26 protein-coding genes are annotated in these 22747 nt (G+C 48.0%); 25 read left to right on the top strand and 1 reads right to left on the bottom strand.

Annotation, left to right across the window (positions count from 1 at the left end):
* Positions 1-4 precede the first annotated feature (4 nt).
* The 15 genes from ABDB98_RS10605 to ABDB98_RS10535 all read left to right on the top strand — a co-directional run bounded on the left by ABDB98_RS10605 (position 5) and on the right by ABDB98_RS10535 (position 13765).
* Positions 5-658 (top strand): phosphoribosylanthranilate isomerase, encoded by a 654-nt coding sequence (locus tag ABDB98_RS10605; RefSeq protein WP_438420128.1) that lies wholly within the window; start codon positions 5-7, stop codon positions 656-658.
* Positions 639-1841 carry a tryptophan synthase subunit beta gene (gene trpB / locus ABDB98_RS10600; RefSeq protein WP_438420127.1) on the top strand — a complete coding sequence of 401 codons (1203 nt, stop codon included), beginning with the start codon at positions 639-641 and terminating at the stop codon, positions 1839-1841. Before ABDB98_RS10605 ends, trpB begins: the two co-directional genes overlap by 20 nt.
* On the top strand, positions 1834-2631 hold the full coding sequence (gene trpA, locus ABDB98_RS10595) for a tryptophan synthase subunit alpha (protein ID WP_438420125.1): 798 nt from the start codon (positions 1834-1836) through the stop codon (positions 2629-2631). The genes trpB and trpA overlap by 8 nt, the downstream gene beginning before the upstream one ends.
* Before the next feature lie 11 nt (positions 2632-2642).
* A complete protein-coding gene (gene hisC / locus ABDB98_RS10590; protein WP_438420124.1) occupies positions 2643-3725 on the top strand; it encodes a histidinol-phosphate transaminase in 1083 nt (360 codons plus the stop codon).
* A gap of 51 nt (positions 3726-3776) precedes the next feature.
* A complete protein-coding gene (locus tag ABDB98_RS10585) occupies positions 3777-4892 on the top strand; it encodes a prephenate dehydrogenase (protein WP_438420123.1) in 1116 nt (371 codons plus the stop codon).
* An 11-nt stretch (positions 4893-4903) separates the two neighbouring features.
* Positions 4904-6190: a 3-phosphoshikimate 1-carboxyvinyltransferase gene (gene aroA, locus ABDB98_RS10580; protein ID WP_438420122.1), complete on the top strand. Its 1287-nt coding sequence runs from the start codon at positions 4904-4906 to the stop codon at positions 6188-6190.
* Between the two features lie 316 nt (positions 6191-6506).
* Complete coding sequence (locus ABDB98_RS10575; RefSeq protein WP_438420121.1) at positions 6507-7778, top strand: tetratricopeptide repeat protein; 1272 nt, start codon at positions 6507-6509, stop codon at positions 7776-7778.
* A 73-nt stretch (positions 7779-7851) separates the two neighbouring features.
* A complete protein-coding gene (locus tag ABDB98_RS10570) occupies positions 7852-8391 on the top strand; it encodes a ReoY family proteolytic degradation factor (RefSeq protein ID WP_438420120.1) in 540 nt (179 codons plus the stop codon).
* Positions 8392-8445: 54 nt separating this feature from the next.
* Entirely contained in the window at positions 8446-8892 is a 447-nt protein-coding gene (locus ABDB98_RS10565; protein WP_438420119.1) for a YpiF family protein, read from the top strand.
* 138 nt (positions 8893-9030) lie between these two features.
* The gene (locus tag ABDB98_RS10560; RefSeq protein ID WP_003153484.1) at positions 9031-9534 is read left to right on the top strand and encodes a ubiquinol-cytochrome c reductase iron-sulfur subunit; all 504 of its coding nucleotides are present in this window, start codon (positions 9031-9033) and stop codon (positions 9532-9534) included.
* Between the two features lies 1 nt (position 9535).
* Positions 9536-10210: a menaquinol-cytochrome c reductase cytochrome b subunit gene (gene qcrB, locus ABDB98_RS10555; protein WP_003153485.1), complete on the top strand. Its 675-nt coding sequence runs from the start codon at positions 9536-9538 to the stop codon at positions 10208-10210.
* A 31-nt stretch (positions 10211-10241) separates the two neighbouring features.
* Positions 10242-11009, top strand: a complete 768-nt coding sequence (locus ABDB98_RS10550) for a menaquinol-cytochrome c reductase cytochrome b/c subunit (RefSeq protein WP_045927203.1) — start codon at positions 10242-10244, stop codon at positions 11007-11009.
* A 106-nt stretch (positions 11010-11115) separates the two neighbouring features.
* A complete protein-coding gene (locus ABDB98_RS10545; protein WP_438420118.1) occupies positions 11116-11709 on the top strand; it encodes a DUF1405 domain-containing protein in 594 nt (197 codons plus the stop codon).
* A gap of 67 nt (positions 11710-11776) precedes the next feature.
* Positions 11777-12559 (top strand): sporulation protein YpjB, encoded by a 783-nt coding sequence (ypjB, locus tag ABDB98_RS10540; RefSeq protein ID WP_016939084.1) that lies wholly within the window; start codon positions 11777-11779, stop codon positions 12557-12559.
* 30 nt (positions 12560-12589) lie between these two features.
* Positions 12590-13765 carry an oxalate decarboxylase family bicupin gene (locus ABDB98_RS10535; RefSeq protein WP_438420117.1) on the top strand — a complete coding sequence of 392 codons (1176 nt, stop codon included), beginning with the start codon at positions 12590-12592 and terminating at the stop codon, positions 13763-13765.
* A 23-nt stretch (positions 13766-13788) separates the two neighbouring features.
* Here the strand turns inward: ABDB98_RS10535 and ABDB98_RS10530 are convergent, their stop codons facing one another.
* Positions 13789-14661, bottom strand: a complete 873-nt coding sequence (locus ABDB98_RS10530) for a YitT family protein (RefSeq protein WP_060964905.1) — start codon at positions 14659-14661, stop codon at positions 13789-13791.
* Positions 14662-14803: 142 nt separating this feature from the next.
* Here ABDB98_RS10530 and ABDB98_RS10525 point away from each other — a divergent pair, with 142 nt between their 5' ends.
* The 10 genes from ABDB98_RS10525 to panD all read left to right on the top strand — a co-directional run bounded on the left by ABDB98_RS10525 (position 14804) and on the right by panD (position 22708).
* Complete coding sequence (locus ABDB98_RS10525; protein ID WP_003153495.1) at positions 14804-15139, top strand: nucleotide pyrophosphohydrolase; 336 nt, start codon at positions 14804-14806, stop codon at positions 15137-15139.
* Positions 15140-15147: 8 nt separating this feature from the next.
* Positions 15148-15951, top strand: a complete 804-nt coding sequence (dapB, locus tag ABDB98_RS10520) for a 4-hydroxy-tetrahydrodipicolinate reductase (RefSeq protein WP_060964906.1) — start codon at positions 15148-15150, stop codon at positions 15949-15951.
* Between the two features lie 23 nt (positions 15952-15974).
* Positions 15975-16388 (top strand): methylglyoxal synthase, encoded by a 414-nt coding sequence (gene mgsA, locus ABDB98_RS10515; protein WP_060964907.1) that lies wholly within the window; start codon positions 15975-15977, stop codon positions 16386-16388.
* Complete coding sequence (bshB1, locus tag ABDB98_RS10510) at positions 16381-17094, top strand: bacillithiol biosynthesis deacetylase BshB1 (protein WP_438420116.1); 714 nt, start codon at positions 16381-16383, stop codon at positions 17092-17094. Before mgsA ends, bshB1 begins: the two co-directional genes overlap by 8 nt.
* A complete protein-coding gene (bshA, locus tag ABDB98_RS10505) occupies positions 17091-18224 on the top strand; it encodes an N-acetyl-alpha-D-glucosaminyl L-malate synthase BshA (protein ID WP_438420115.1) in 1134 nt (377 codons plus the stop codon). The genes bshB1 and bshA overlap by 4 nt, the downstream gene beginning before the upstream one ends.
* A 4-nt stretch (positions 18225-18228) precedes the next feature.
* Complete coding sequence (locus ABDB98_RS10500; protein ID WP_438420114.1) at positions 18229-19419, top strand: CCA tRNA nucleotidyltransferase; 1191 nt, start codon at positions 18229-18231, stop codon at positions 19417-19419.
* Positions 19404-20381, top strand: coding sequence for a biotin--[acetyl-CoA-carboxylase] ligase (locus tag ABDB98_RS10495; RefSeq protein WP_060964910.1), 978 nt, complete (start codon positions 19404-19406; stop codon positions 20379-20381). Before ABDB98_RS10500 ends, ABDB98_RS10495 begins: the two co-directional genes overlap by 16 nt.
* A gap of 244 nt (positions 20382-20625) precedes the next feature.
* Entirely contained in the window at positions 20626-21459 is an 834-nt protein-coding gene (panB, locus tag ABDB98_RS10490) for a 3-methyl-2-oxobutanoate hydroxymethyltransferase (protein ID WP_016939076.1), read from the top strand.
* Between the two features lie 3 nt (positions 21460-21462).
* The gene (gene panC / locus ABDB98_RS10485; RefSeq protein WP_060964911.1) at positions 21463-22323 is read left to right on the top strand and encodes a pantoate--beta-alanine ligase; all 861 of its coding nucleotides are present in this window, start codon (positions 21463-21465) and stop codon (positions 22321-22323) included.
* 1 nt (position 22324) lies between these two features.
* Positions 22325-22708 (top strand): aspartate 1-decarboxylase, encoded by a 384-nt coding sequence (gene panD, locus ABDB98_RS10480; RefSeq protein WP_045927211.1) that lies wholly within the window; start codon positions 22325-22327, stop codon positions 22706-22708.
* Positions 22709-22747 lie beyond the last annotated feature (39 nt).

The raw sequence follows: 22747 nt of genomic DNA, 5'->3' as shown, positions 1-22747 counted from the left end.
GGGTATGAAAAAGCCTGAATTAAAGTACTGCGGAATACGATCGAAGCGTGATTATGAGCTTGCGGCAGCCTCAGAAGCGGATTACCTGGGATTTATTTTTGCCGCAAGCAAACGGAAGGTCACCCCGGATGACGTCCGGAAATGGAAACAAGAGATCCGGACAGACAAGAAACATGTCGGAGTTTTTGTGAATGAAACGATAGAAAACATCGCGCAAATCGCTTCTGATCTGTCCCTTAACGTTATCCAGCTTCACGGTGATGAATCGCCAGAGGATGCCCGCCGTCTCCGTCCTCTTGTGCGTTCTGAGATATGGAAAGCGCTCCATCACGGAGAAAGCACGCTTCGTCAGATGGCTCAATTTGCACCTGCCATCGACGGCTATGTCATTGATTCTTCAGTCAAAGGCATGAGGGGCGGGACGGGAATCGCGTTTTCGTGGAAGCGTGTCCCTTTGTACCGGGAGCAGGCTCAAAAAGCAAACAAGCGCTGTTTTATTGCGGGCGGCGTTAATCCTGAAACGATTACCGGCTTACTGAGATCACGCCCGTGCGGTATAGATCTTGCCAGCGGAATTGAAAAAAACGGACAAAAGGATCAAACACTGATCCGGCTTTTAGAAGAAAGGATGAACCATTATGTATCCATATCCAAATGAAATCGGAAGATACGGCGAATTTGGCGGCAAGTTTGTCCCTGAAACATTAATGCGGCCCCTCGAAGAAATCGAAACGGCTTTCAAAGAATTAAAGAATGATCCCGTTTTTCATGCCGAATATCAAAAACTATTGTTTGATTACTCCGGAAGACCGACGGCATTAACGTTTGCAGACAGGGTGTCGGAGTATTTGGGCGGGGCAAAAATCTATCTGAAAAGGGAAGATTTAAACCATACCGGTTCCCATAAAATAAACAACGCGTTAGGCCAGATTCTGCTTGCCAAAAAGATGGGCAAAACGAAAATCATTGCCGAAACTGGTGCGGGACAGCACGGTGTTGCCGCCGCGACAGCCGCCGCAAAATTCGGTTTTGAGTGCACGGTTTTTATGGGGGAAGAGGACGTTGCGCGCCAGTCGCTGAACGTATTCCGCATGAAACTGCTCGGCGCAAAAGTGGTGCCGGTCTCAAGCGGAAACGGCACGCTGAAAGATGCGACGAATGAGGCGATCAGATATTGGGTCCAGCATTGTGAAGATCATTTCTACCTAATCGGTTCTGTTGTAGGTCCGCATCCGTATCCTTACATCGTTCGCGAGTTTCAGAGAATCATCGGCAAGGAAGCGAAAGAACAGCTCCGCAAAGCCGAAGGAACGCTCCCTGATAAGGTTGTTGCTTGTGTCGGCGGCGGAAGCAATGCGATGGGCATTTTTCAGGCCTTTTTAGAAGATGATACTGAGCTGATCGGCGTCGAGGCTGCCGGAAAAGGAATTGATACACCGCTGCATGCGGCAACGATCGCAAAAGGGAGGCTCGGGGTGATTCACGGTTCGATGACTTATTTAATACAAGATGCATACGGGCAGATTATCGAACCGTATTCCATTTCAGCAGGCCTTGATTACCCGGGGATCGGGCCGGAGCATGCCTATCTGCATAAAAGCGGCCGTGTAACGTACGAAAGTGTGACAGATGATGAAGCGATCGCCGCGCTGCGTCTGCTTTCTGAAACAGAAGGCATTCTTCCGGCTATTGAATCCGCACACGCTTTGGCAAAAGCGTTTGAAATGGCAAAAGACATGGATAAAGATAAAATCATTCTCGTCAGTTTGTCGGGAAGGGGAGATAAAGACGTTCATACGCTGATGAATGTTTTGGAAAACGAGGTGGAGACACATGTTTAATCTGCATGATTCTGAAAAACTATTTATCCCTTTTATTACAGCTGGCGATCCGCTTCCTGACATTTCTGTTGAGCTGGCAAAGTCATTGCAGAATGCAGGCGCCTCAGCCCTTGAAATCGGCGTCCCATACACAGATCCGCTCGCCGACGGCCCGGTTATTCAGCGGGCTTCAAAACGGGCTCTGGAAAACGGAATGAATATCGTAAAAGCCATTGAACTTGGCGGCAAAATGAAAAAAAACGGCGTTCATATTCCAATTATCCTCTTTACGTATTATAATCCTGTGTTACAATTAGAGAAAGAATACTTTTTCGCTTTACTGCGGGAAAACGACATAGACGGTCTGCTTGTTCCGGATCTTCCGTTAGAGGAAAGCGCCCTTTTACAAACGGCATGCAAAAAGGAGAACATCGCTTATATCTCGCTGGTTGCGCCGACAAGTGAAAACCGACTGAAAATAATTACTGAACAGGCCGGCGGCTTTGTGTACTGCGTATCCTCTTTAGGAGTGACAGGCGTACGCAGAGAATTCGATCCGTCTGTATACTCTTTTATCCGAAAAGTGAAAGAATTCAGCTCCGTTCCGGTTGCGGTCGGTTTTGGCATTTCAAGCCGCAGACAGGTTGAGGAGATGAATGAAATATCAGACGGTGTCGTTGTCGGAAGCGCGCTCGTTAAAAAAGTAGAAGAGCTTGAAACAAAGCTTGTGAACCCCGTAACAAGAGCCGATGCGCTTCTTGAATTTGAAGACTACGCAAAGACGTTCGGACGACTGTACAGTGTAAAATGAGGTGACTGGATTTGCAGATTAAAGAACAGCTGCGGCAGCTGAAACCGTATCAGCCGGGCAAACCAATAGAAGAAGTGAAAATGGAATACGGGCTTGAGAAAGTAGTGAAGCTCGCTTCTAACGAAAATCCGTTCGGCTGTTCACAGGCAGCTAAAGATGCGCTGCATCAGGAGATTGAGCAGCTCGCGCTGTATCCAGACGGTTACAGTGCGGCTTTGAGAACGCGGCTCAGTGAGCATCTGCAGGTCAGTGAATCTTCGATCATTTTCGGCAACGGCTCAGATGAGCTTGTGCAGATTATCTGCCGTTCTTTATTAAATGATCAGGCAAACACGATTACCGCCGCTCCGACTTTTCCGCAATACAGACACAATGCGGTGATTGAGGGCGCTGAAGTACGTGAGGTGCCGCTCCGCAGTGACGGTGCTCATGATTTGGAGCGGATGCTGGAAGCAATTGACGGCAAGACGAAAGTCATATGGGTGTGCAATCCGAATAATCCGACGGGGACGTATACTTCCGAACGGGAATTAATTTCCTTTTTAGACAGAGTTCCCGAGGAAATCCTCGTTGTACTTGATGAAGCGTACTATGAGTATGTCACGGCGGAAGATTACCCTGAAAGCATTCCGCTTTTAAAGCAATATCCGAATGTCATGATCCTCCGCACATTTTCTAAAGCGTACGGACTTGCCGCGCTGCGCGTCGGATACGGCATTGCGGACGAAGCGCTGATCCGCCAGATTGAGCCGGCGAGAGAGCCGTTCAATACGAGCAGAATCGGCCAGGCTTCGGCACTGGCTGCGCTTGATGACCAGGCATTTATTAAGGAATGTGTCGAAAAAAATAAAGCCGGTCTTAAGCAGTATTATGATTTTGCCGAAACCCACGGTTTAACATGTTATCCTTCACAAACCAACTTTGTGCTCATTGATTTTAACCGCCCGGCGGATGAACTGTTTCAGGCCCTGCTGGAAAAAGGATATATCGTCCGCTCGGGACAGGCGCTCGGATTTCCGACAGCGTTAAGGATTACGGTCGGTACGAAAGAGCAGAATGAGGAAATTCTGACAATTTTAGCTGAAATATTATAAGAGGTGATCAAGCATCACCTCTTTGCTCTATTAAACTAGATGAAAAAGGAAATGAGTGAAATGAAGGATACTATATTGCTTGCGGGGATCGGGCTGATCGGCGGATCGATCGCATTGGCCATCAAAAAGGAGCATCCGCATAAACGGATTATCGGTGTGGATATTTCGGAAGAACAGCTCACTGCCGCGCTGAAGCTCGGAATTATTGACGAGCGGGCCGGCTCATTTACGGAAGGGGCGCAGCAAGCATCAGTTATCATTATCGCCACGCCCGTCGCCCAAACGCTGAAAATGCTTGATATGCTGGCCGCCTCGGGCATCACCCATGAACTCTTGATTACGGATGTGGGCAGCACAAAACAGAAAGTCGTCAGCTACGCCGACAAAGTGCTTCCGGCTCACTATCAATTTGTCGGCGGCCACCCGATGGCGGGGTCTCATAAATCAGGGGCAGCTGCCGCAAAAGAATTTTTATTCGAAAACGCGTTTTACATTTTAACACCGGGAAAATCAACTTCTAAACAGTCAGTAACGCATCTGAAGGAGCTTCTGAAAGCGGCAAACGCCCACTTTGTGGAGATGACGCCTGAGGAGCATGACGGCGTGACGAGCGTCATCAGCCATTTCCCTCATATCGTTGCTGCCAGCCTCGTACATCAGGCTCACCGTTCTGAAGAAGATTACCCGCTTTTGAAGCGTTTCGCGGCCGGCGGTTTCCGGGATATTACAAGAATAGCTTCCAGCAGTCCGGCGATGTGGAGAGACATTCTCCTTCACAACAAAGATAAACTGCTTGACCGCTTCAAAGAGTGGAAACGGGAGATTGACACGATCGAATCTTACGTAGAAAATGAAGATGCGGACAACCTGTTCGGTTACTTTAAAAAAGCGAAGGATTACCGCGACGGCCTGCCCATCCGTCAAAAAGGGGCGATCCCGTCCTTTTATGACCTTTATGTCGATGTTCCCGATCATCCGGGGGTCATTTCGGAGATTACGGCGATATTGGCTGATGAACAAATCAGCATCACCAACATCCGTATTATCGAAACGAGAGAAGATATTAACGGAATTCTGAGAATCAGTTTCCAGACGGATGAGGACCGCAAGCGGGCGGAAATCTGCATTCAATCCCGCGCCAAATATGACACATTTTACGCTGACTGAGGTGGAAAACATTGAAAAGAGAAAAAGTGACATCTTTAAACGGTGAAATTCACATTCCGGGGGATAAATCCATCTCCCACCGTTCTGTTATGTTCGGAGCGCTTGCAGAAGGAACGACAACGGTAAAAAACTTTTTGCCGGGAGCCGATTGCCTGAGCACGATTGCCTGCTTCAGAAAAATGGGTGTCTCCATTGAACAGAACGGAAGTGATGTAACGATACACGGGAACGGCATTGACGCACTTTATGAGCCTGACAGCCTTCTTGATGTCGGAAATTCCGGCACGACTATCCGCCTGATGCTCGGCATTTTAGCCGGACGCCCATTTCACAGTACGGTAGCGGGCGACGAAAGTATTGCAAAGCGCCCGATGAAGAGGGTGACGGAGCCTTTAAAGCAGATGGGTGCCGTGATTGACGGAAGAGCGGACGGAGAATTTACGCCGTTATCTGTAAGAGGCGGACAATTAAAAGGCATCGATTATGTGTCTCCCGTCGCAAGCGCGCAGATCAAATCTGCCGTGCTGCTTGCCGGATTGCAGGCAGAAGGAACGACAACCGTTACCGAGCCTCATAAATCAAGAGATCATACAGAACGGATGCTGAACGCTTTTGGCGCTGAGCTTGCGGAGACAGAGACGAGCGCTTCCGTAACGGGCGGTCAGCGGCTTCGGGCAGCTGATATTTTCGTGCCTGGGGATATATCTTCAGCGGCCTTTTTCCTCGCGGCAGGCGCTGTCGTTCCCGGAAGCCGGATTGTACTGAAAAACGTCGGCCTGAACCCGACGCGCACAGGGATTATTGATGTCTTAAAGCAGATGGGGGCTTCACTTGAAGTGATTCCGTCAGAAGCGGACAGCGCGGAGCCGTACGGAGATCTTGTTATCGAAGCGTCAGCTCTGAAAGCGGCAGAAATCGGCGGAGAAATCATTCCCCGTTTAATTGACGAGATACCGATTATCGCCCTTTTGGCAACGCAGGCTGAAGGCACAACGGTCATTAAAGACGCGGCGGAGCTGAAAGTGAAGGAAACGAACCGGATCGACACCGTCGTATCAGAGCTCCGGAAAATCGGCGCAGACATTGAAGCGACTGAAGACGGCATGAAAATCCGCGGCAAAAAGACACTCGCGGGCGGCGTCAGTGTATCAAGCCACGGCGACCACCGCATCGGCATGATGCTCGGTATCGCCTCATGTCTGACGGAAGAGCCGATTGACATCCGTGATACAGATGCGATCCACGTCTCCTATCCGACATTCTTTGAGCATTTAGATCAATTAGCCAAAAAAGCCTGAAGACGATTCTTCGGGCTTTTTTCTTCGTGTGTCATAAAGTCTTGAGCTTTGACATAGCTTGTCTTAAACAGGAAAAATAACAGGAAGGGGGGATGCGTTTTCGTTACAGAAACAGCCGGATCAAACCGCGCTGTTTGCGTATAAAGATGGCGTCCCCTTTTTTGCCGTTTTCCTCCTCGCCATTTTTTGATAAACTATAATGCCGGGTGAAGCATCTTATTTGCGGGCAGACCCTGTCTGAATTATGATAAGAATAACCCGAATAAACCCTTTTCATTGGTTGATGAGGTATAGGAAAAGAAAGGACCGGTCTGATTTGAATACATTGATTCAAGATGCCATAAAATTAGTTGAAGCAGGTGAAACCGAAAAGGGACTCAAAGCGCTTTCAAAAGCTGAATCGCAGCTTCATGACGAAGACAAAGCCATTGCAGCCCAGCTCTACTATGAATGGGGAAACGCAGAGAAAGCGTTAACGCTGATCAGTGATCTGCATGACCTTTATCCGGATGAGTCTGAGCTGACGAATTTTTACGCCGAATTGTTAATAGATATTGATGAAGAAGAAAAAGCTCTTGAGGTGCTGGAGACGATATCACCAGAAGACCCGTCTTACGCGGAAAGCCTTCTTTTGATGGCTGATCTGTATCAGATGCAGGGCTTATTTGAAGTAAGTGAGCAAAAGCTGTTACAGGCGAAAGCGATGTTAAAAGATGAACCTGTTATTGATTTCGCTCTGGGAGAATTATACTTTACCCAAGGGTCATACGCAAAAGCCGTTCCCTATTACGAAGAGACGGCAAAAGAGCGGAACGAAATCGGCGGTGTAAATGTTCATCAAAGGCTGGCCGAGTCATTGAGCGCGGCGGGTGAATTTGAAGAAGCGATTTCATGGTATGAAAAAGCGGCAGCAGAACATACAGAACCGAATACGATTTTCGGGTACGGCTTCACAGCCTATCAGGCGGGGATGGTCAAAACCGCCATTAAGCAGCTTTCTGATTTAAAAGGGCTTGATCCTTCTTATTCATCGCTTTATATGCCGCTTGCAAAAAGCTACGAGGCAGAGGGCATGTATGAAGATGCATTAAAAACCGCTAAAGAAGGTATTACTTACGATGAATACAATAAAGAGCTTTTTCTCTATGCGGCGAAAATGGCGTTAAAGCTCGGGAACGAAGACGAAGGCAAAAAGCTTCTTCAGGAAGCGCTGGCGCTCGATCCGGGTTATGTGGAAGCGCTCCATACGCTTTTAGCCGTCTATCATAAAGAAGAAAGCTTTGAAGAGATTATTGATCTGATTCAGGAAGTCCGCGGCTACGGCGAAGAAGATCCGAAATACAATTGGTATTTGGCGGGCGCCTATACGGGTCTGGAGCAATATGACGAAGCGAAAAAAAGCTTCGAAGCTGCGTACCTCCATTACCGGGAGGATCGGGATTTCTTATATGAATACGCTCACTTCTTATTGGAAGAGGGTCTCCAGAAAGAAGCGCTGCCGCTTTTAAAACAAGTGCTTTCAATGGATGGAACAAACGAAGAGCTTGAAGAAACAATCTTACGGATAGAGGACGAATTTTTGAGATAAGCAGGATTTTGGACCATGCTTGCTGAATGTATAAGTGATGTCAGATTATACGATCGATAGAGGAGGGAATTACATGCAGACCCCTGTTTCTGTCAATGAAAAAAAGGATTTTATCCGTTGGTTTTTAAATCATTATCAGCTTAAACGCCGGGAGTGCGTCTGGATTTTAAATTATTTAATGAGTCATGATACATTAATGGAGAAGGTCCATTTTGTAGAACAAGCTGAATTTTGCCCGAGAGGCATTATCATGTCTACTCATTGCGTTGATGAGGTGCCGTTTAGGTTTTACAAAGAAAATGTCATGACCACGGACGCAGAAAAATCTTTTCACGACATCCGGCTGAATAAGCAGCAGGATTTATTTATCCAGCTGAATTTCCGTTCGGCCTACAGCTCGCCTGAATATGCTGCTGTTCTTGAATTAAATCCGCATCTGCCGAAAGACCTGTTTGAAAATAAACAGGATCAGGGGATGGCCGAAAAAATATTAGAACAGGCCATATCCACTTTCCAGCGGGAAAAGCTGCTTAAAGATATCGACGAGGCGCTGGACCGCCACGATAAAGAAACATTTGAAAAGCTTTCCCGCCAATTGAATCAGCTCACATAAATGACAGCCTTGCAGAATATGCAAGGCTTGTTGCGTAAGGAGGAGGAACCAGACATGAGATGGAGGGCCGCTGATGCCGAGGTCTTTTTACAATCTGCGGATTACATTGACACCGCTATCATTCCGTTAATTTCCATAACGTCTGCAGGCGGCTTAAAAGAGGCAGTTGAACGGGGGGAGAGCACCCAATTGCTTTCTGAAGAGCTTGAGCGCCAGTTGAAGGGACGGGTATATTTATTCCCCTCTTATACATATGTTGATATAGATCAATCACAGATCGCCCTGCTGCAAAAATTCAAAGAAGAGGTGATGACCAGCTTCCGGCATGCCTTGTTTCTGACGGCAGACGAAAAATGGAAGGACTCTGAAATAGGATCTGATGTCATATACATACCAGCAGTCCCGTTTGAACATATGAAAGACTCTTTAAAGAGAAAAATAGCGGATGATAAGTGCGGGGAAATTTTGAACGTTTTGTTACAGAAGTGGAACAATTCTTAAAAACTCCAGACATCCCGCAAAACAGCCATTTTGCCTCTGTTGACCTTGCTGAAAGATTCATATATTATGAGGGTGTCAAATATCAGAATTATTTTCTATTTTAGTTAATTTTTGGTCAATCTTTTAGGGGGGGAAGAGATGGGCGGAAAACAAGATATATCAAGAAGGCAATTTTTAAACTATGCGCTCACCGGCGTGGGGGGATTTATGGCCGCCAGTGCGCTTATGCCTATGGTCCGTTTTGCGCTGGACCCGGTATTAAAACCGACCGGAGATCAAAAAATGGTGCAGGTTGTCAGCGTCGATGAACTGACAAAGGAGCCGAAACGGTTTGACTTTAAAATTCATCAGGTCGACGCCTGGTACGAATCGGAAGAATCCAGGTCAGCCTGGGTCTATAAGCATGGCGATGAAATTATAGCGCTTTCGCCGATCTGCAAGCATTTGGGCTGCACCGTAAACTGGAACAATGATCCTAAAAATCCGAACAAATTCTTTTGTCCCTGCCATTACGGGCTGTATGAAAAAGACGGCACGAATGTTCCGGGCACGCCGCCGCTCGCGCCTCTTGACCGTTATGAGCAAAAAGTAAAGGACGGCTTTTTGTATCTTGGAAAAGCAAAGCCTAGGGGGGAAGGGTGACATGCTGAACAAAATTTATGACTGGGTGGACGAACGTCTCGATATTACGCCGATGTGGCGGGATATCGCCGACCATGAAGTGCCGGAACATGTGAATCCAGCTCACCATTTCTCGGCTTTTGTCTATTGTTTCGGCGGATTGACGTTTTTTGTAACCGTTATCCAAGTGCTGTCCGGGATGTTTTTAACGATGTATTATGTGCCGGATATTAAAAACGCGTGGGAATCTGTGTATTATTTGCAGAATGAAGTCGCTTTCGGACAGATTGTAAGGGGTATGCATCATTGGGGGGCAAGTTTAGTCATTGTGATGATGTTTTTACATACGCTGCGGGTTTTCTTTCAGGGAGCTTATAAAAAGCCTCGGGAATTGAACTGGATCGTCGGTGTTCTGATCTTTTTTGTGATGCTTGGTCTCGGTTTTACAGGGTATCTGCTTCCGTGGGACATGAAGGCGCTGTTTGCGACAAAGGTAGGTCTTCAGATTGCGGAGGCGACGCCGTTGATCGGAGCGCAGGTGAAAACCCTTCTTGCCGGCCACCACGATATTGTCGGAGCCCAAACGCTGACGAGATTCTTTGCGATTCACGTGTTTTTTCTCCCTGCCGCTTTGTTTGCGCTCATGGGCGCCCACTTTGTCATGATCCGCAAGCAGGGAATTTCAGGACCGCTTTAATACAGATCTGATATAAAAGGGAGGGGATGACATGCACCGGGGGAAAGGAATGAAGTTTGTAGGAGATTCAAGGATTCCGGCTGAAAAAAAACCGAATATACCGAAAGACTATTCAGAGTATCCGGGAAAGACAGAGGCATTCTGGCCGAACTTCCTGCTGAAGGAATGGATGGTCGGAGCCGTTTTCCTCGTCGGATTTCTCGTTTTGACGATTGTGCACGAGCCGCCTTTAGAACGGGTTGCGGACCCGACGGATACGGGATATATTCCGCTGCCGGATTGGTATTTTCTATTTTTATACCAGCTTTTAAAATATGAATATGCCGCGGGGAGCTACACCGTTATCGGCGCGATGATTATACCGGGGCTTGCCTTTGGGTCGCTGCTTTTGGCTCCGTTTCTCGACAGGGGCTCTGAAAGAAGGCCGTGGAAGCGTCCGGTTGCGGTCGGCATGATGCTTTTGGCGCTTTGCGCTACGGTCTTTTTAACGTGGCAGTCAGTCGCGACGCATGACTGGGCGAAGGCGGAGGAGCAAGGGAAAATCAAAAAAGAAGCCGCCATTGATACCGAGTCAGACGGTTATAAAGTATTTAAAGAACAAGGCTGTATTTCCTGTCACGGGGATAATCTTCAAGGCGGAGGCGCCGGTCCGTCCCTGGTCGATAACGGGCTGAGCCCGGAAGAAATTAAAAAGATCGCCGTCAAAGGGAAAGGGCAGATGCCTGCCGGTATTTTTAAAGGGAATGATAAACAGCTTGATCAGCTGGCGAAGTTCATTTCTGAAACGACCTCGAAATAACGTATTGTGAAGCGGACAATAGCAGGATATACTTTTATGAAAAGAGCTGACCGGATGTCAGCTTTTTTGCATGATACATATTTTTTAAGGACTGAGAGTTGATGGTATGAGGTGGATTTCTTATCTTTTAGGACGGCGCGGCATGCTTCTGCTTGCTCTTGCCGTTAATTTTATCGGTACCGTGTACGGCTATTATTGGTATTTGCCGCAGCTTGCGGACACGCCGTTCCGTTTTCTGATATTTGTGCCTGACAGCCCGACGGCGACGTTTTTCTTCCTGTTCGTGCTTTTGGCATTTCTTATGAGAAGAAATGCGCCGCTGTTTGAAGCGCTTGCGCTTGTAACCCTTGTAAAATACGGGCTGTGGGCGGTCGGAATGAATATCTTTGTGCTGATTAAAATGGGGCAGATGCCTTGGGAAGGGTATATGCTGATTGCTTCACATTTCGCCATGGCCGTTCAAGGCGTTTTATACAGCCCGTATTTTCGGTTCCGGTTATGGCATCTTGCCGTTGCCGCTGTTTGGACGCTTCATAATGACGTCATTGATTATCTTTTCGGCATGATGCCCCGCTATTCAATGCTCAGTGCTTATATGCAAGAGATCGGCTATGCCACATTCTGGCTGAGCCTGTTTTCACTCGACCTTGCATACGTTTTGGTGATTTCCAAAAGGCGGATAAAGCTTGACTTACACTGATAGAATCTTGGTCTAACCTTGTCCCGCTCTTCATATTCTGTAAAGAGAAGGAGTGGGAGGGACCTCTATGAAACGAAAGCTGACAATCTGTCTTTTGCTTGCTCTTATGTGTTTCATCACAACTGCTAAAGCTGAAGGTGAGGGCGGTCTCAAGGAACTGAACGACCTTTCGGATACCGTTTTCCAGATGACGAGGCATTCGCAGTATGATGAGGCCCTGCAAGTGCTTGGCTACTTTAAGAAAAAAATGACACACGTAAACTCACTGACCGGCGCCGAAGTCAGGCAGGTGACTCTGGGCTGTAATGATTTAGAGCGCGCCTTGAAGCAGGCGGATGCCTCAGATTCCGAAAAAATTCGCGCAGCCGCTCAGTTCAGGCTTGTAATGGATGCGATGGAAGACCACTCCGATCCGCTGTGGGGTTCGCTTGAAAGACCGATTATGGCGACATTCAGCGCCTTAAAAGAAGATGTCAGCGGGAACGGAAGTGAGAATTTCAATGAAAAGTGGAATGAATTTATATCATTATATGATTTAATTTATCCCAGCCTGACAATGGATGTGTCGGCCGGCCAGCTTGATACGGTGGCGAAACATATCGAGGTGATTGAGCAGGAAGGGTTTCAGCAGATGACAAAAGGAACAAAGCTTGAGCGTCTGACGCTCCTGCAGCAGGATTTAAAACGTGTATTTGACAAGGTGGAGCGGGATGACGCTGATCCTTCGCTGCTCTGGGTCATTCTGACAACAGGCGGTATCATTATTACTGCGCTGACATATGTCGGCTACCGAAAATACAGAGCGGAAAAAAAGAAAGAGAAAAAGCGCGAATATCCTAAGTCTAAATAAACACAAATTGCTGTAAAGGAGCTAAAGCCAGTGAAAAAACTCATCCAGCAATTGGCTTCAAAACACCTCCCGCAGCCGATCAGAGGCAGAAAAGGGGCGACTGATGAAGGACCGCGGAACCTCGCGCGTGACTTCCAGAATCCTGACATGCTCGTTCCGCCTTCAACGGATGCGGGAACGGTTCAAAACTTGAAATTCTCTTTTTCTGATACGCATATGAGGCTTGAAGACGGCGGATGGTCAAGAGAAGTGACGGTCAGGGAACTGCCGGTGTCCAAAAACATCGCGGCGGTGAACATGAGACTGAAACCGGGAGCTGTGCGGGAACTTCATTGGCATAAAGAAGCCGAATGGGGATACGTGATAAACGGAGAAGTCCGTTTAACCGCAGTCGACCAAAACGGGCGGAATTTTATTGACAACGTCAGTGAAGGGGATTTGTGGTATTTTCCTTCCGGCATCCCTCATTCCATTCAAGGGATGGAGCAGGGAAGTGAGTTTTTGCTTGTCTTTGATGACGGCTCATTTTCAGAAAACAGCACCTTTTCAGTAACGGACTGGTTTGCCCACACCCCGCGCAGCGTGCTGGAGGCGAACTTCGGTGTTCCCGGATATGACTTGGCCTACATTCACAAGAAAGAGCGTTACATGTTCCAGCTGGACCCGCCTCCCCCGATTGAACAGGCAGCCGTTTCTTCCCCGGAAGGCACCGTTTTGGAGCCGTTCAGCTACAAGCTCTCCCGGCAGGAGCCTCTTGTTACCAGCGGGGGAAGAGTCAAGATCGTCGATTCCAAAACGTTTAAGGTGTCAAAAACAATTGCCGCCGCTCTTGTGGAAGTCGAACCCGGAGGCATGAGAGAATTGCATTGGCATCCGAATACGGACGAGTGGCAGTATTATCTTTCGGGAGAAGCGAAAATGACGGTGTTTGCGGCGGAGGGAAGAGCGCGGACATTTAACTATCAAGCGGGTGACGTAGGATATGTTCCTTTTGCGATGGGGCATTATGTCCAGAATATCGGTGACACCGTGCTTCGCTTTCTGGAAATTTTCAAAAGCGACCGTTTCGAAGACGTCTCCCTAAACCAATGGCTGGCACTGACGCCGCAGCGCTTCGTCGAGCAGACGCTCAATGTCAGTCCGGCATTCGCCCGCCGATTGAACAAGAAAAAATCACCGGTTGTCAAATGGAAACACGAACAGTAAAGGCGGCAAAAGCCGCCTTTTTATTATCGTCTGATCGGATTTTTATTTTCATCAAGCGTAAATCCTTCTCCGAGTACGTCATGGACGTCGCTTACGGCAACAAAGGCGTGCGGGTCAACAGAAGTGATGACGCTTTTTAAAAGCACAATTTCGTTTTTCGGAACGACGCAGTAAAGAACGTCTCTGTCTTCTTTTGTGTATGATCCTTGTCCTTTTAAAACGGTGACGCCGCGTTCCATCTCATCTATGATCTTTTGCTGGATCAAATCGTTTTTCGAGGAAATAATCGTTGCCCCTTTTGCGGCATAACCGCCTTCCTGTATAAAATCAATCAATCGCGCAGCGACAAAAACGGCTACAAGCGTGTACATCGCTTCCTTGTAAGAAAGATACGTAAACAAAGAAAGCAGAATGACGCAGGCATCAAAGGCAAACATCGTCCGGCCCATCGGGATTCCGAAAAATTTATTAATCAGCCTGGCGATGATATCAACTCCGCCCGTCGTGCCTCCGTATTTAAAAATAATGCCGAGACCCGCGCCGATAAATACACCCGCGAACAAGGCCGCCAGAGCTAAATCATGCGACAGCGGCATATGAATTTCGTAACGCTGAAAAATACTCAGAAAAACGGAAAGAGAGACGGTGCCGATCAGGGTATAGACAAACATCGTCCGGCCGAGCATGCGCCAGCCGATGAAAAAGATAGGAATGTTTAATACCAGGTTGGAAATAGAAGGGCTGATGTGGAATAACGCATATAAGAGCAGCGTAATGCCGGTAAATCCGCCTTCCGCCAAATTGTTCTGCATATTAAAGTGAACCAGTCCGAATGAAAAAACAGCGGCGCCGATTAAAATAAAGCAAATGTTTTTGATTCTGATTTCTCCAAGCATTGCATCAAACCCCTTTTCCTTCCATTAGATTGCGTAAATATTATAGTGGATACAAAAGAAAACAGCAAACTGCCGTTTTTAACATTTGTCAAATGTACTTGAATTAGCTAACATGGAAGAGATGACAGGAGGTATTCGCACAGTGAGTGACAAAACGATGAAAGACTTACAAGCTGAGGTCGATGAATATATCGGCCAATTCAAAGAAGGCTATTTCAGCCCGCTTGCCATGATGGCCCGTCTCACCGAAGAACTGGGCGAACTTGCAAGAGAAGTCAACCATTACTATGGGGAAAAGCCGAAGAAAACGACGGAAAATGAGAAAAGCATGGAGGAGGAAATGGGCGACGTGCTGTTCGTCCTGATCTGCCTCGCCAACTCCCTTGATATTTCATTGGAGGAAGCTCATAACCGCGTGATGCATAAATTTAATACACGGGATAAAGACCGCTGGACGAGAAAAGAAGAAGGAAAGTAGGAGAAACCATGTCAAATGAAACCATTAAAGTCGTAATCGCCGGACCGAGAGGCAGAATGGGCCAAGAAGCCGTAAAACTTGCCGTCCGTACGCCACATTTTGAGCTTGTCGGCGCCATTGACCATACATACGATCAGCAAACATTGCGAGAAGTGATGTCAGCTGATTCAGATGCCCTTATTTATACGGATATCCGCGCATGTTTCCAAGAAACACAACCGGATGTGCTGATCGATTTAACAACGCCTGAAATCGGCAAAAAACATACGAAAGCGGCTCTTGAACACGGCGTCCGTCCTGTTGTGGGAACGACCGGATTTTCCGAAGCGGATTTAGAGGAGCTTCAAGCTTTGACTGAAGAAAAAGGAATCGGCGCCATCATCGCTCCGAACTTTGCATTAGGCGCGGTGCTGATGATGAAATTCTCACAAATGGCCGCCAACTATTTTGAAGATGTAGAAATCATTGAGCTTCATCATGATCAAAAACTGGACGCACCGAGCGGAACGGCGCTGAAAACAGCGGAAATGATCTCAAGCGTCCGTACAGAAAAGCAGCAGGGTCATCCTGATGAAAAAGAAATCCTGCCGGGCGCCCGCGGTGCTGAATTAAACGGCATCCGCCTTCACAGCGTGCGTCTGCCGGGTCTGATCGCCCATCAGGAAGTCATGTTCGGCATGGACGGACAGACGCTGAAATTACGTCATGATTCCTATAACCGGGCTTCCTTTATGTCAGGAGTGAAGCTGTCAGTGGAGCAAGTGATGAAAATCGACCAGCTTGTGTACGGCCTCGAAAATATTATCGACTGAATCGGCAAGGGGGAGAACATCAAATGAAAGTCGCTTTGATTGCTCACGATAAAAAAAAGCAGGATATGGTTCAGTTTACGACCGCATATAAAGATATATTGAGCCGCCATGAGTTATACGCGACAGGCACGACAGGCTTAAAAATCCAGGAAGCGACCGGATTGTCCGTTGAACGTTTTCAATCCGGCCCGCTCGGCGGAGATCAGCAAATCGGGGCGTTAATTGCGGCGAATGCTCTTGATCTCGTCATTTTTCTGCGGGATCCGTTAACTGCGCAGCCTCACGAACCGGATGTATCGGCGCTGATCCGGCTGTGTGACGTATATGCGATCCCGCTGGCGACAAATATGGGAACAGCGGAGATTCTCGTCCGTACGCTGGACGGCGGGGCGTTTGATTTCCGCAATCTCGTGCGCGGAGGAGAGCCGAATGTCTGAACATGTTGATATTCTTGCGTTCGGCGCCCATAGCGATGATGTCGAGATCGGTATGGGCGGCACAATCGCAAAATTTACGGGTCAAGGAAAAACCGCTGTGATATGCGATCTGACCGAGGCCGAGCTGTCATCTAACGGAACGGTAAGTATCAGAAAAGAAGAAGCGGCGGAGGCCGCCCGAATTCTCGGCGTGAAAGAGAGAATCCAGCTTACGCTTCCTGACCGCGGGCTATTGAAAAGCGAGGACAGCATCCGCCGGATTGTCAGTGTCATCAGAGCATGCCGGCCGAAAGCCGTTTTCATGCCTTATCCGAAAGACCGCCATCCGGATCACGGCAATGCGGCGGCATTAGTTGAAGAGGCGGTATTCTCAGCGGGAATTCATAAATATAAAGATCACCGGGAACTGCCGGCTCACAAGGCTCAAAAAGTTTACTATTATATGATTAACGGATTTCACCGTCCGGACTTTGTAATCGACATAACGGAAACCATCGATCTGAAAAAAGAAAGCCTGCACGCCTATCAAAGTCAGTTTATTGCTACGGCGCAGTCAGTGAACACACCGCTGACAAACGGTTATATCGAAATGGTGGAAGCGCGGGAAAGACTGTATGGCAAAGAAGCCGGGACGGGGTATGCCGAAGGTTTCTTTTCAAAACAGCTTCCCGTTTTGAATGATGATGTTTTTGGGGGCGGACAATGAGACCATTAAAAATAGGGATTACATGCTACCCGAGTGTCGGAGGCTCGGGTATTATTGCGACGGAACTCGGCAAGCTGCTTGCGGAAAAGGGGCACCAGGTTCATTTCATCACATCAAGCATCCCGTTCAGATTAAATACATATCATCCGAATATTCATTTTCATGAAGTGGAGGTCAACCAATACGCGGTATTTAAACATCCGCCTTACGACCTTTCATTGGCGAGCAAAATCGCCGAGGTTGCCGCAAGGGAAAATCTTGATATCATCCACGCGCACTATGCGCTCCCGCATGCAGTATGCGCTTATCTGGCCAAACAGATGCTGAAGCGCGACATCGGCATTGTTACGACGCTTCACGGTACGGACATTACCGTTTTAGGGTATGATCCGTCATTAAAAGATTTAATCCGGTTTGCCATTGAAGCGTCCGACAGAGTGACCGCTGTATCAACCGCACTTGCCGGGGAAACATATGATTTAATCAAGCCGGATAAAAAAATTGAGACCATTTACAACTTTATTGATGAACGTGTTTATCTTAAGAAAAATACAGAGAGTATAAAAGAGAAGCACGGTATTTTGCCGGATGAGAAAGTCGTCATCCATGTTTCCAACTTCAGAAAGGTAAAACGCGTGAAGGATGTTATCCGTGTTTTCCGTAATATCGCAGCCAAAACAAAGGCGAAGCTTCTGCTTGTCGGCGACGGACCGGAAAAGTGCGTCGCTTGGCAGCTTGTCGAGAAATACGGCCTGCAGGACCAAGTGCTGCTCCTCGGAAACCAAGACAGGGTGGAAGAGCTGTATTCCATCAGTGACCTTAAGCTCCTTCTTTCTGAAAAAGAAAGTTTCGGACTCGTGCTTCTGGAGGCGATGGCCTGCGGCGTGCCGTGCATCGGAACGAATATCGGCGGAATACCGGAAGTGATTAAAGATCAAGTAAGCGGTTTTCTGGTGGAAGTCGGCGATATTCAGGCGGCTTCTGAAAAAGCGCTTGCCGTTTTAGAAGACAAACAGCTCAGCAAACGTTTGACTGACCATGCGCTGAAAATGGTGGAAACCGCCTTTTCTTCGCAAAGAATCGTCAGTCAGTACGAACGGATTTATGCCGAATTGGCAGGACCGGAGTGATCTTATGGAACAGGAATTTGTCAAAGCCCTCCCCATCCTTCAACATCTGATAAAGGCGGGCCATCAGGCCTACTTTGTCGGGGGAGCCGTCAGAGACAGCTATATGAAACGAAAAATAGGTGATGTGGACATCGCGACAAGCGCTTCGCCGGATGAGGTGGAGCGTCTCTTTGAGCGGACCGTCGATGTCGGCAAGGAGCACGGCACCGTAATCGTCTTATGGGAAGATGAAACATATGAAGTCACCACCTTCCGCGCCGAATCAGAATATAAGGACTACCGGCGCCCTGAAGCCGTCCGGTTCATTACATCTTTATCAGAAGACTTAAAGCGGAGAGACTTAACGATTAATGCAATGGCGATGTCTGCCGAAGGAGAATTGCTTGATTATTTCGGAGGCGCTCATGATATCGCACAAAAGCTGATCCGTACGGTCGGGAACCCTGAAGACCGTTTTCGGGAAGACGCTCTGCGGATGATGAGAGCCGTCCGGTTTATGAGCCAGCTCGGCTTTCTGTTAGAGAAAGAAACAAAAGAGGCCGTCATAAAAGACAGGGAGCTTTTGGCGCACGTATCAGTAGAACGAAAGACCGTCGAGTTTGAAAAGCTGCTCGTTGGCGCATCTTCAAAAGAAGCGATTCAAACAATGGTGCAGACAGGACTGATACAAGAGCTGCCCGGCCTTTCCGGTTATGAGAAGCAAATGCTTGAAGCGAGCGGATATCCGTTTTCCTTCTTAGATGCGCGCGAAGAACGCTGGGCAGCGCTGTTATTATTTCTCGGTCTTTGTCCGAAAAGCGCCGAACCGTTTTTAAAACAATGGAAACTGCCGGGAAAAGTCATAAAAAAAGCAGTGCAGATCATAAGCGTTTATCCGGCGCAGCTTGAAGCACAGGCGATGTACCGGGCTGGAGATGCGCTGTTTTCAGCCGTTAAAATCGAAATGCTGAAAAAGCATAAGACGGTTGATGAACAAAAGCTGAAAGAGATTCGGAGCCTGTATGAGCAGCTGCCGATCAAAAGCCTTCGTGACCTCGACATTTCAGGCGCTGATCTGATGGAGCTCAGAAACCGCCGTACGGGTAAATGGATTGCCGAAGAACTTAGCCGGATTGAAGAAGCGGTATTGGCAGGGAAGCTCTCCAACCGAAAACATGACATAAAGGAGTGGCTCGCATCATGGGATCAACATTAAGAACCCGATTAATTGATTTATTTTCTGAGGCGGGTGACGGCTTCATCTCCGGGCAGAAAATAAGTGACGCGCTCGGTTGTTCGAGAACCGCCGTTTGGAAACATATAGAAGAGCTCCGCAAAGAGGGCTATGAGGTTGAGGCGGTCAGACGAAAAGGGTACAGGCTCATTAAAAAACCGGGGAAACTCAGCGAATCTGAAATCCGCTTCGGGCTGAAAACAGAGGTTATGGGCAAACAGCTGTATTACCGGGACGTCCTGCCGTCCACCCAAAAAACCGCCCATGAACTGGCCAATGACGGCTCGCCGGAAGGAACACTCGTAGTTGCCGATAAACAAACGGCAGGCAGAGGAAGAATGTCCAGAGTGTGGCATTCTCAGGAAGGAACCGGGATTTGGATGAGTCTCATCCTGAGACCGGAAATTCCTTTGCAAAAAACGCCGCAGCTCACTCTGTTATCTGCCGTTGCGGTCGTTCAGGCTATCGAATCCTTTACCGGTGTACAGCCCGCAATTAAGTGGCCGAATGATTTAATGATTCACGGCAAAAAGGCCGTCGGAATCTTAACTGAGCTGCAGGCGGAAGAAGACCGTGTCCGTTCGGTCATTCTCGGCATCGGAATCAACGTGAACCAGCGGGAAACCGATTTTCCCGGCGAGCTTCAGGACATTGCGACAAGCCTCAGCCTGGAAGCCGGCGAAAAAATTGACAGAGCGGGTCTGATACAAGAGATTCTGCTGACTTTTGAAAAACGCTATCAGGATTATCTGAAGCACGGCTTTACACCGATTAAGCTGTTATGGGAAAGCTATGCGGTCGGATTGGCGAGTGAGCTCAGAGCGAGAACGCTGCAAGGGACGTTTTACGGGAAATCGCTCGGCATTGATGATGAGGGGGTCCTTCTTTTGGAAACGAAAGACGGAATAAAGAAGATCTATTCTGCCGATATTGAGCTCAATTAATCTTAGTTGGTACAAGCCTCGTGAATTTGGTATACTTCCTATGGGCAGTATCATAATGAACTGCACCTGATCAGCAGAACAGAGATTACGAAAAGTCTGCCTTGATCCAAAAAAGGACTGGGACAGAGGGATGACATTCGCTGAACGTTAAACAAGTGGGAATCCTTCTTATTTTACAGAAGGCTTTTTTGCTTGCGAAGAATTGGCGGATCATCTCCTCACCGTTTAGAGGAGGAGAAACAGAATGAAAACAAAACTGGATTTCATGAAAATGAAGGAAAACGGAGAGCCGATCGTGATGCTGACCGCTTACGATTATCCGCAGGCAAAACTGGCGGAACAGGCTGGAGTCGACATGATTTTAGTCGGGGATTCGCTCGGAATGGTCGTGCTCGGGCTCGATTCAACCGTCGGCGTAACGGTCAGTGACATGATTCACCATACAAAAGCGGTAAAACGAGGTGCGAAAAATACGTTTATCGTAACGGACATGCCGTTTATGTCTTACCACCTTTCAAAAGAAGATACATTGAAAAATGCCGCGGCCATTATTCAGGAAAGCGGCGCAGACGCGTTAAAGCTTGAAGGCGGAGACGGCGTTTTCGAATCCATCCGCGCGCTGACACTCGGGGGCATCCCTGTCGTCAGCCATTTAGGCCTTACACCGCAGTCTGTCGGAGTGTTAGGCGGATATAAAGTGCAGGGAAAAGATGAGCAAAGCGCGAAAAAGCTCATCGAAGACAGCGTGAAATGCGAACAGGCGGGAGCGATGATGCTCGTGCTTGAATGTGTGCCTGCTGAACTGACCGCAAAAATAATAGAAGAAGTATCCATTCCCGTCATCGGAATCGGAGCCGGTTCAAAAGCTGACGGCCAAGTTCTTGTTTACCATGACGTCGTCGGCCACGGCGTGGACAGAACACCGAAGTTCGTGAAGCAATATGCCAAAATCGACGGCGCGATTGAATCTGCGCTCAGCGGTTATGTGCGTGATGTGAAAGAACGGGTTTTCCCGGAAGAAAAGCATTCTTTTCAGATCAACCAAACTGTGCTGCAAGGCTTGTACGGAGGAAAGTAAGCGATGAAACAACTGACAGAAACTCAACAGCTGAAAGAACTGATTGCGCAATACCGCTCAGAAGGCCGGACGATCGGATTCGTCCCGACAATGGGTTTTCTTCATGAAGGGCATCTGACGCTGGTTGAAAAAGCAACCAAAGAAAACGATATTGTCGTGATGAGCATCTTTGTCAATCCGACTCAATTCGGACCGGGCGAGGATTACGAAGCATATCCGCGTGATTTAAACCGCGATGCCCGGCTTGCAGAACAGGCGGGGGCAGATGTATTGTTTACGCCGTCTGCAAGTGACATGTATAAAGGCGAGCAAAATGTTGCCGTGCATGTAAAAAGAAGAACTGACGTGTTATGCGGCGCCTCCCGCATCGGTCATTTTGACGGAGTGGCCACTGTGCTGACGAAGTTTTTCAATCTCGTTAAACCGACCCGCGCCTACTTCGGGCTGAAAGATGCCCAGCAGGCAGCGGTTGTGGACGGATTGATTGAGGATTTCTTTATGGATATCGAATTGGTTGCGGTGGATACGGTCAGAGAAGAAGACGGACTTGCTAAAAGCTCTCGCAATGTCTATCTGACTGAGCAGGAACGAAAAGAAGCGCCGATGATCTATAAAGCATTACAAAAAGGCGCCGAACTGATCAGAGACGGTGAAAGAAACCCGGAAGCCGTCATAAAAGCCGTCAGCAGCGTCATCGAAAACACTAGCGGCGTCATTGATTATGCCGAATTGTACGCTTATCCTGAACTGACTCCGCTTAAAACGTTAAACGGCAAGATTATTCTGGCCTGTGCCGTTCAATTTTCTAAAGCTAGACTGATTGATAATATCATTATTGATATTGATGAATGGGAGAGATTATAATATGTACCGCACTATGATGGCCGGAAAACTGCACCGCGCTACCGTGACGGAAGCCAATTTGAACTATGTCGGCAGCATTACGATTGATGAAGATCTTTTGGATGCCGTCGGAATGCTCGTTAATGAAAAAGTTCAAATTGTGAATAATAACAACGGAGCGAGACTTGAAACGTATATTATTCCCGGTAAGCGGGGGAGCGGCGTGATCTGTTTAAACGGAGCTGCCGCCCGCCTCGTCCAACCAGGAGATAAAGTCATTATTATTTCTTATCAAATGATGTCTGATCAGGAAGCAAAAAGCCATCAGCCGAAGGTGGCGGTTTTGGACGATCAGAATAAAATCGAGCAGATGCTGGGCCAGGAGCCGGCGCACACGATTTTGTAAAAGAGCCCCCTTCATGGGGGTTTTCTTTTAAGATTCAGG

It is taken from the genome of Bacillus siamensis (assembly GCF_051628075.1).
In the GTDB taxonomy this organism is placed as follows: domain Bacteria; phylum Bacillota; class Bacilli; order Bacillales; family Bacillaceae; genus Bacillus; species Bacillus siamensis.
This window is presented reverse-complemented; position numbering and strand designations above follow the sequence as displayed.

Coding starts and splice junctions, on each gene's coding strand:
- ABDB98_RS10565 (WP_438420119.1), top strand. CDS start 8,446: ATGAGATGGAGGGCCGCTGATGCCGAGGTCTTTTTACAATCTGCGGAT.
- ABDB98_RS10605 (WP_438420128.1), top strand. CDS start 5: ATGAAAAAGCCTGAATTAAAGTACTGCGGAATACGATCGAAGCGTGAT.
- bshB1 (WP_438420116.1), top strand. CDS start 16,381: ATGTCTGAACATGTTGATATTCTTGCGTTCGGCGCCCATAGCGATGAT.
- qcrB (WP_003153485.1), top strand. CDS start 9,536: ATGCTGAACAAAATTTATGACTGGGTGGACGAACGTCTCGATATTACG.
- ABDB98_RS10545 (WP_438420118.1), top strand. CDS start 11,116: ATGAGGTGGATTTCTTATCTTTTAGGACGGCGCGGCATGCTTCTGCTT.
- mgsA (WP_060964907.1), top strand. CDS start 15,975: ATGAAAGTCGCTTTGATTGCTCACGATAAAAAAAAGCAGGATATGGTT.
- trpA (WP_438420125.1), top strand. CDS start 1,834: ATGTTTAATCTGCATGATTCTGAAAAACTATTTATCCCTTTTATTACA.
- ABDB98_RS10530 (WP_060964905.1), bottom strand. CDS start 14,661: ATGCTTGGAGAAATCAGAATCAAAAACATTTGCTTTATTTTAATCGGC.
- ABDB98_RS10560 (WP_003153484.1), top strand. CDS start 9,031: ATGGGCGGAAAACAAGATATATCAAGAAGGCAATTTTTAAACTATGCG.
- ABDB98_RS10585 (WP_438420123.1), top strand. CDS start 3,777: ATGAGTGAAATGAAGGATACTATATTGCTTGCGGGGATCGGGCTGATC.
- dapB (WP_060964906.1), top strand. CDS start 15,148: ATGTCAAATGAAACCATTAAAGTCGTAATCGCCGGACCGAGAGGCAGA.
- trpB (WP_438420127.1), top strand. CDS start 639: ATGTATCCATATCCAAATGAAATCGGAAGATACGGCGAATTTGGCGGC.
- ABDB98_RS10495 (WP_060964910.1), top strand. CDS start 19,404: ATGGGATCAACATTAAGAACCCGATTAATTGATTTATTTTCTGAGGCG.
- ypjB (WP_016939084.1), top strand. CDS start 11,777: ATGAAACGAAAGCTGACAATCTGTCTTTTGCTTGCTCTTATGTGTTTC.
- panD (WP_045927211.1), top strand. CDS start 22,325: ATGTACCGCACTATGATGGCCGGAAAACTGCACCGCGCTACCGTGACG.
- ABDB98_RS10550 (WP_045927203.1), top strand. CDS start 10,242: ATGCACCGGGGGAAAGGAATGAAGTTTGTAGGAGATTCAAGGATTCCG.
- panC (WP_060964911.1), top strand. CDS start 21,463: ATGAAACAACTGACAGAAACTCAACAGCTGAAAGAACTGATTGCGCAA.
- ABDB98_RS10570 (WP_438420120.1), top strand. CDS start 7,852: ATGCAGACCCCTGTTTCTGTCAATGAAAAAAAGGATTTTATCCGTTGG.
- panB (WP_016939076.1), top strand. CDS start 20,626: ATGAAAACAAAACTGGATTTCATGAAAATGAAGGAAAACGGAGAGCCG.
- ABDB98_RS10500 (WP_438420114.1), top strand. CDS start 18,229: ATGGAACAGGAATTTGTCAAAGCCCTCCCCATCCTTCAACATCTGATA.
- bshA (WP_438420115.1), top strand. CDS start 17,091: ATGAGACCATTAAAAATAGGGATTACATGCTACCCGAGTGTCGGAGGC.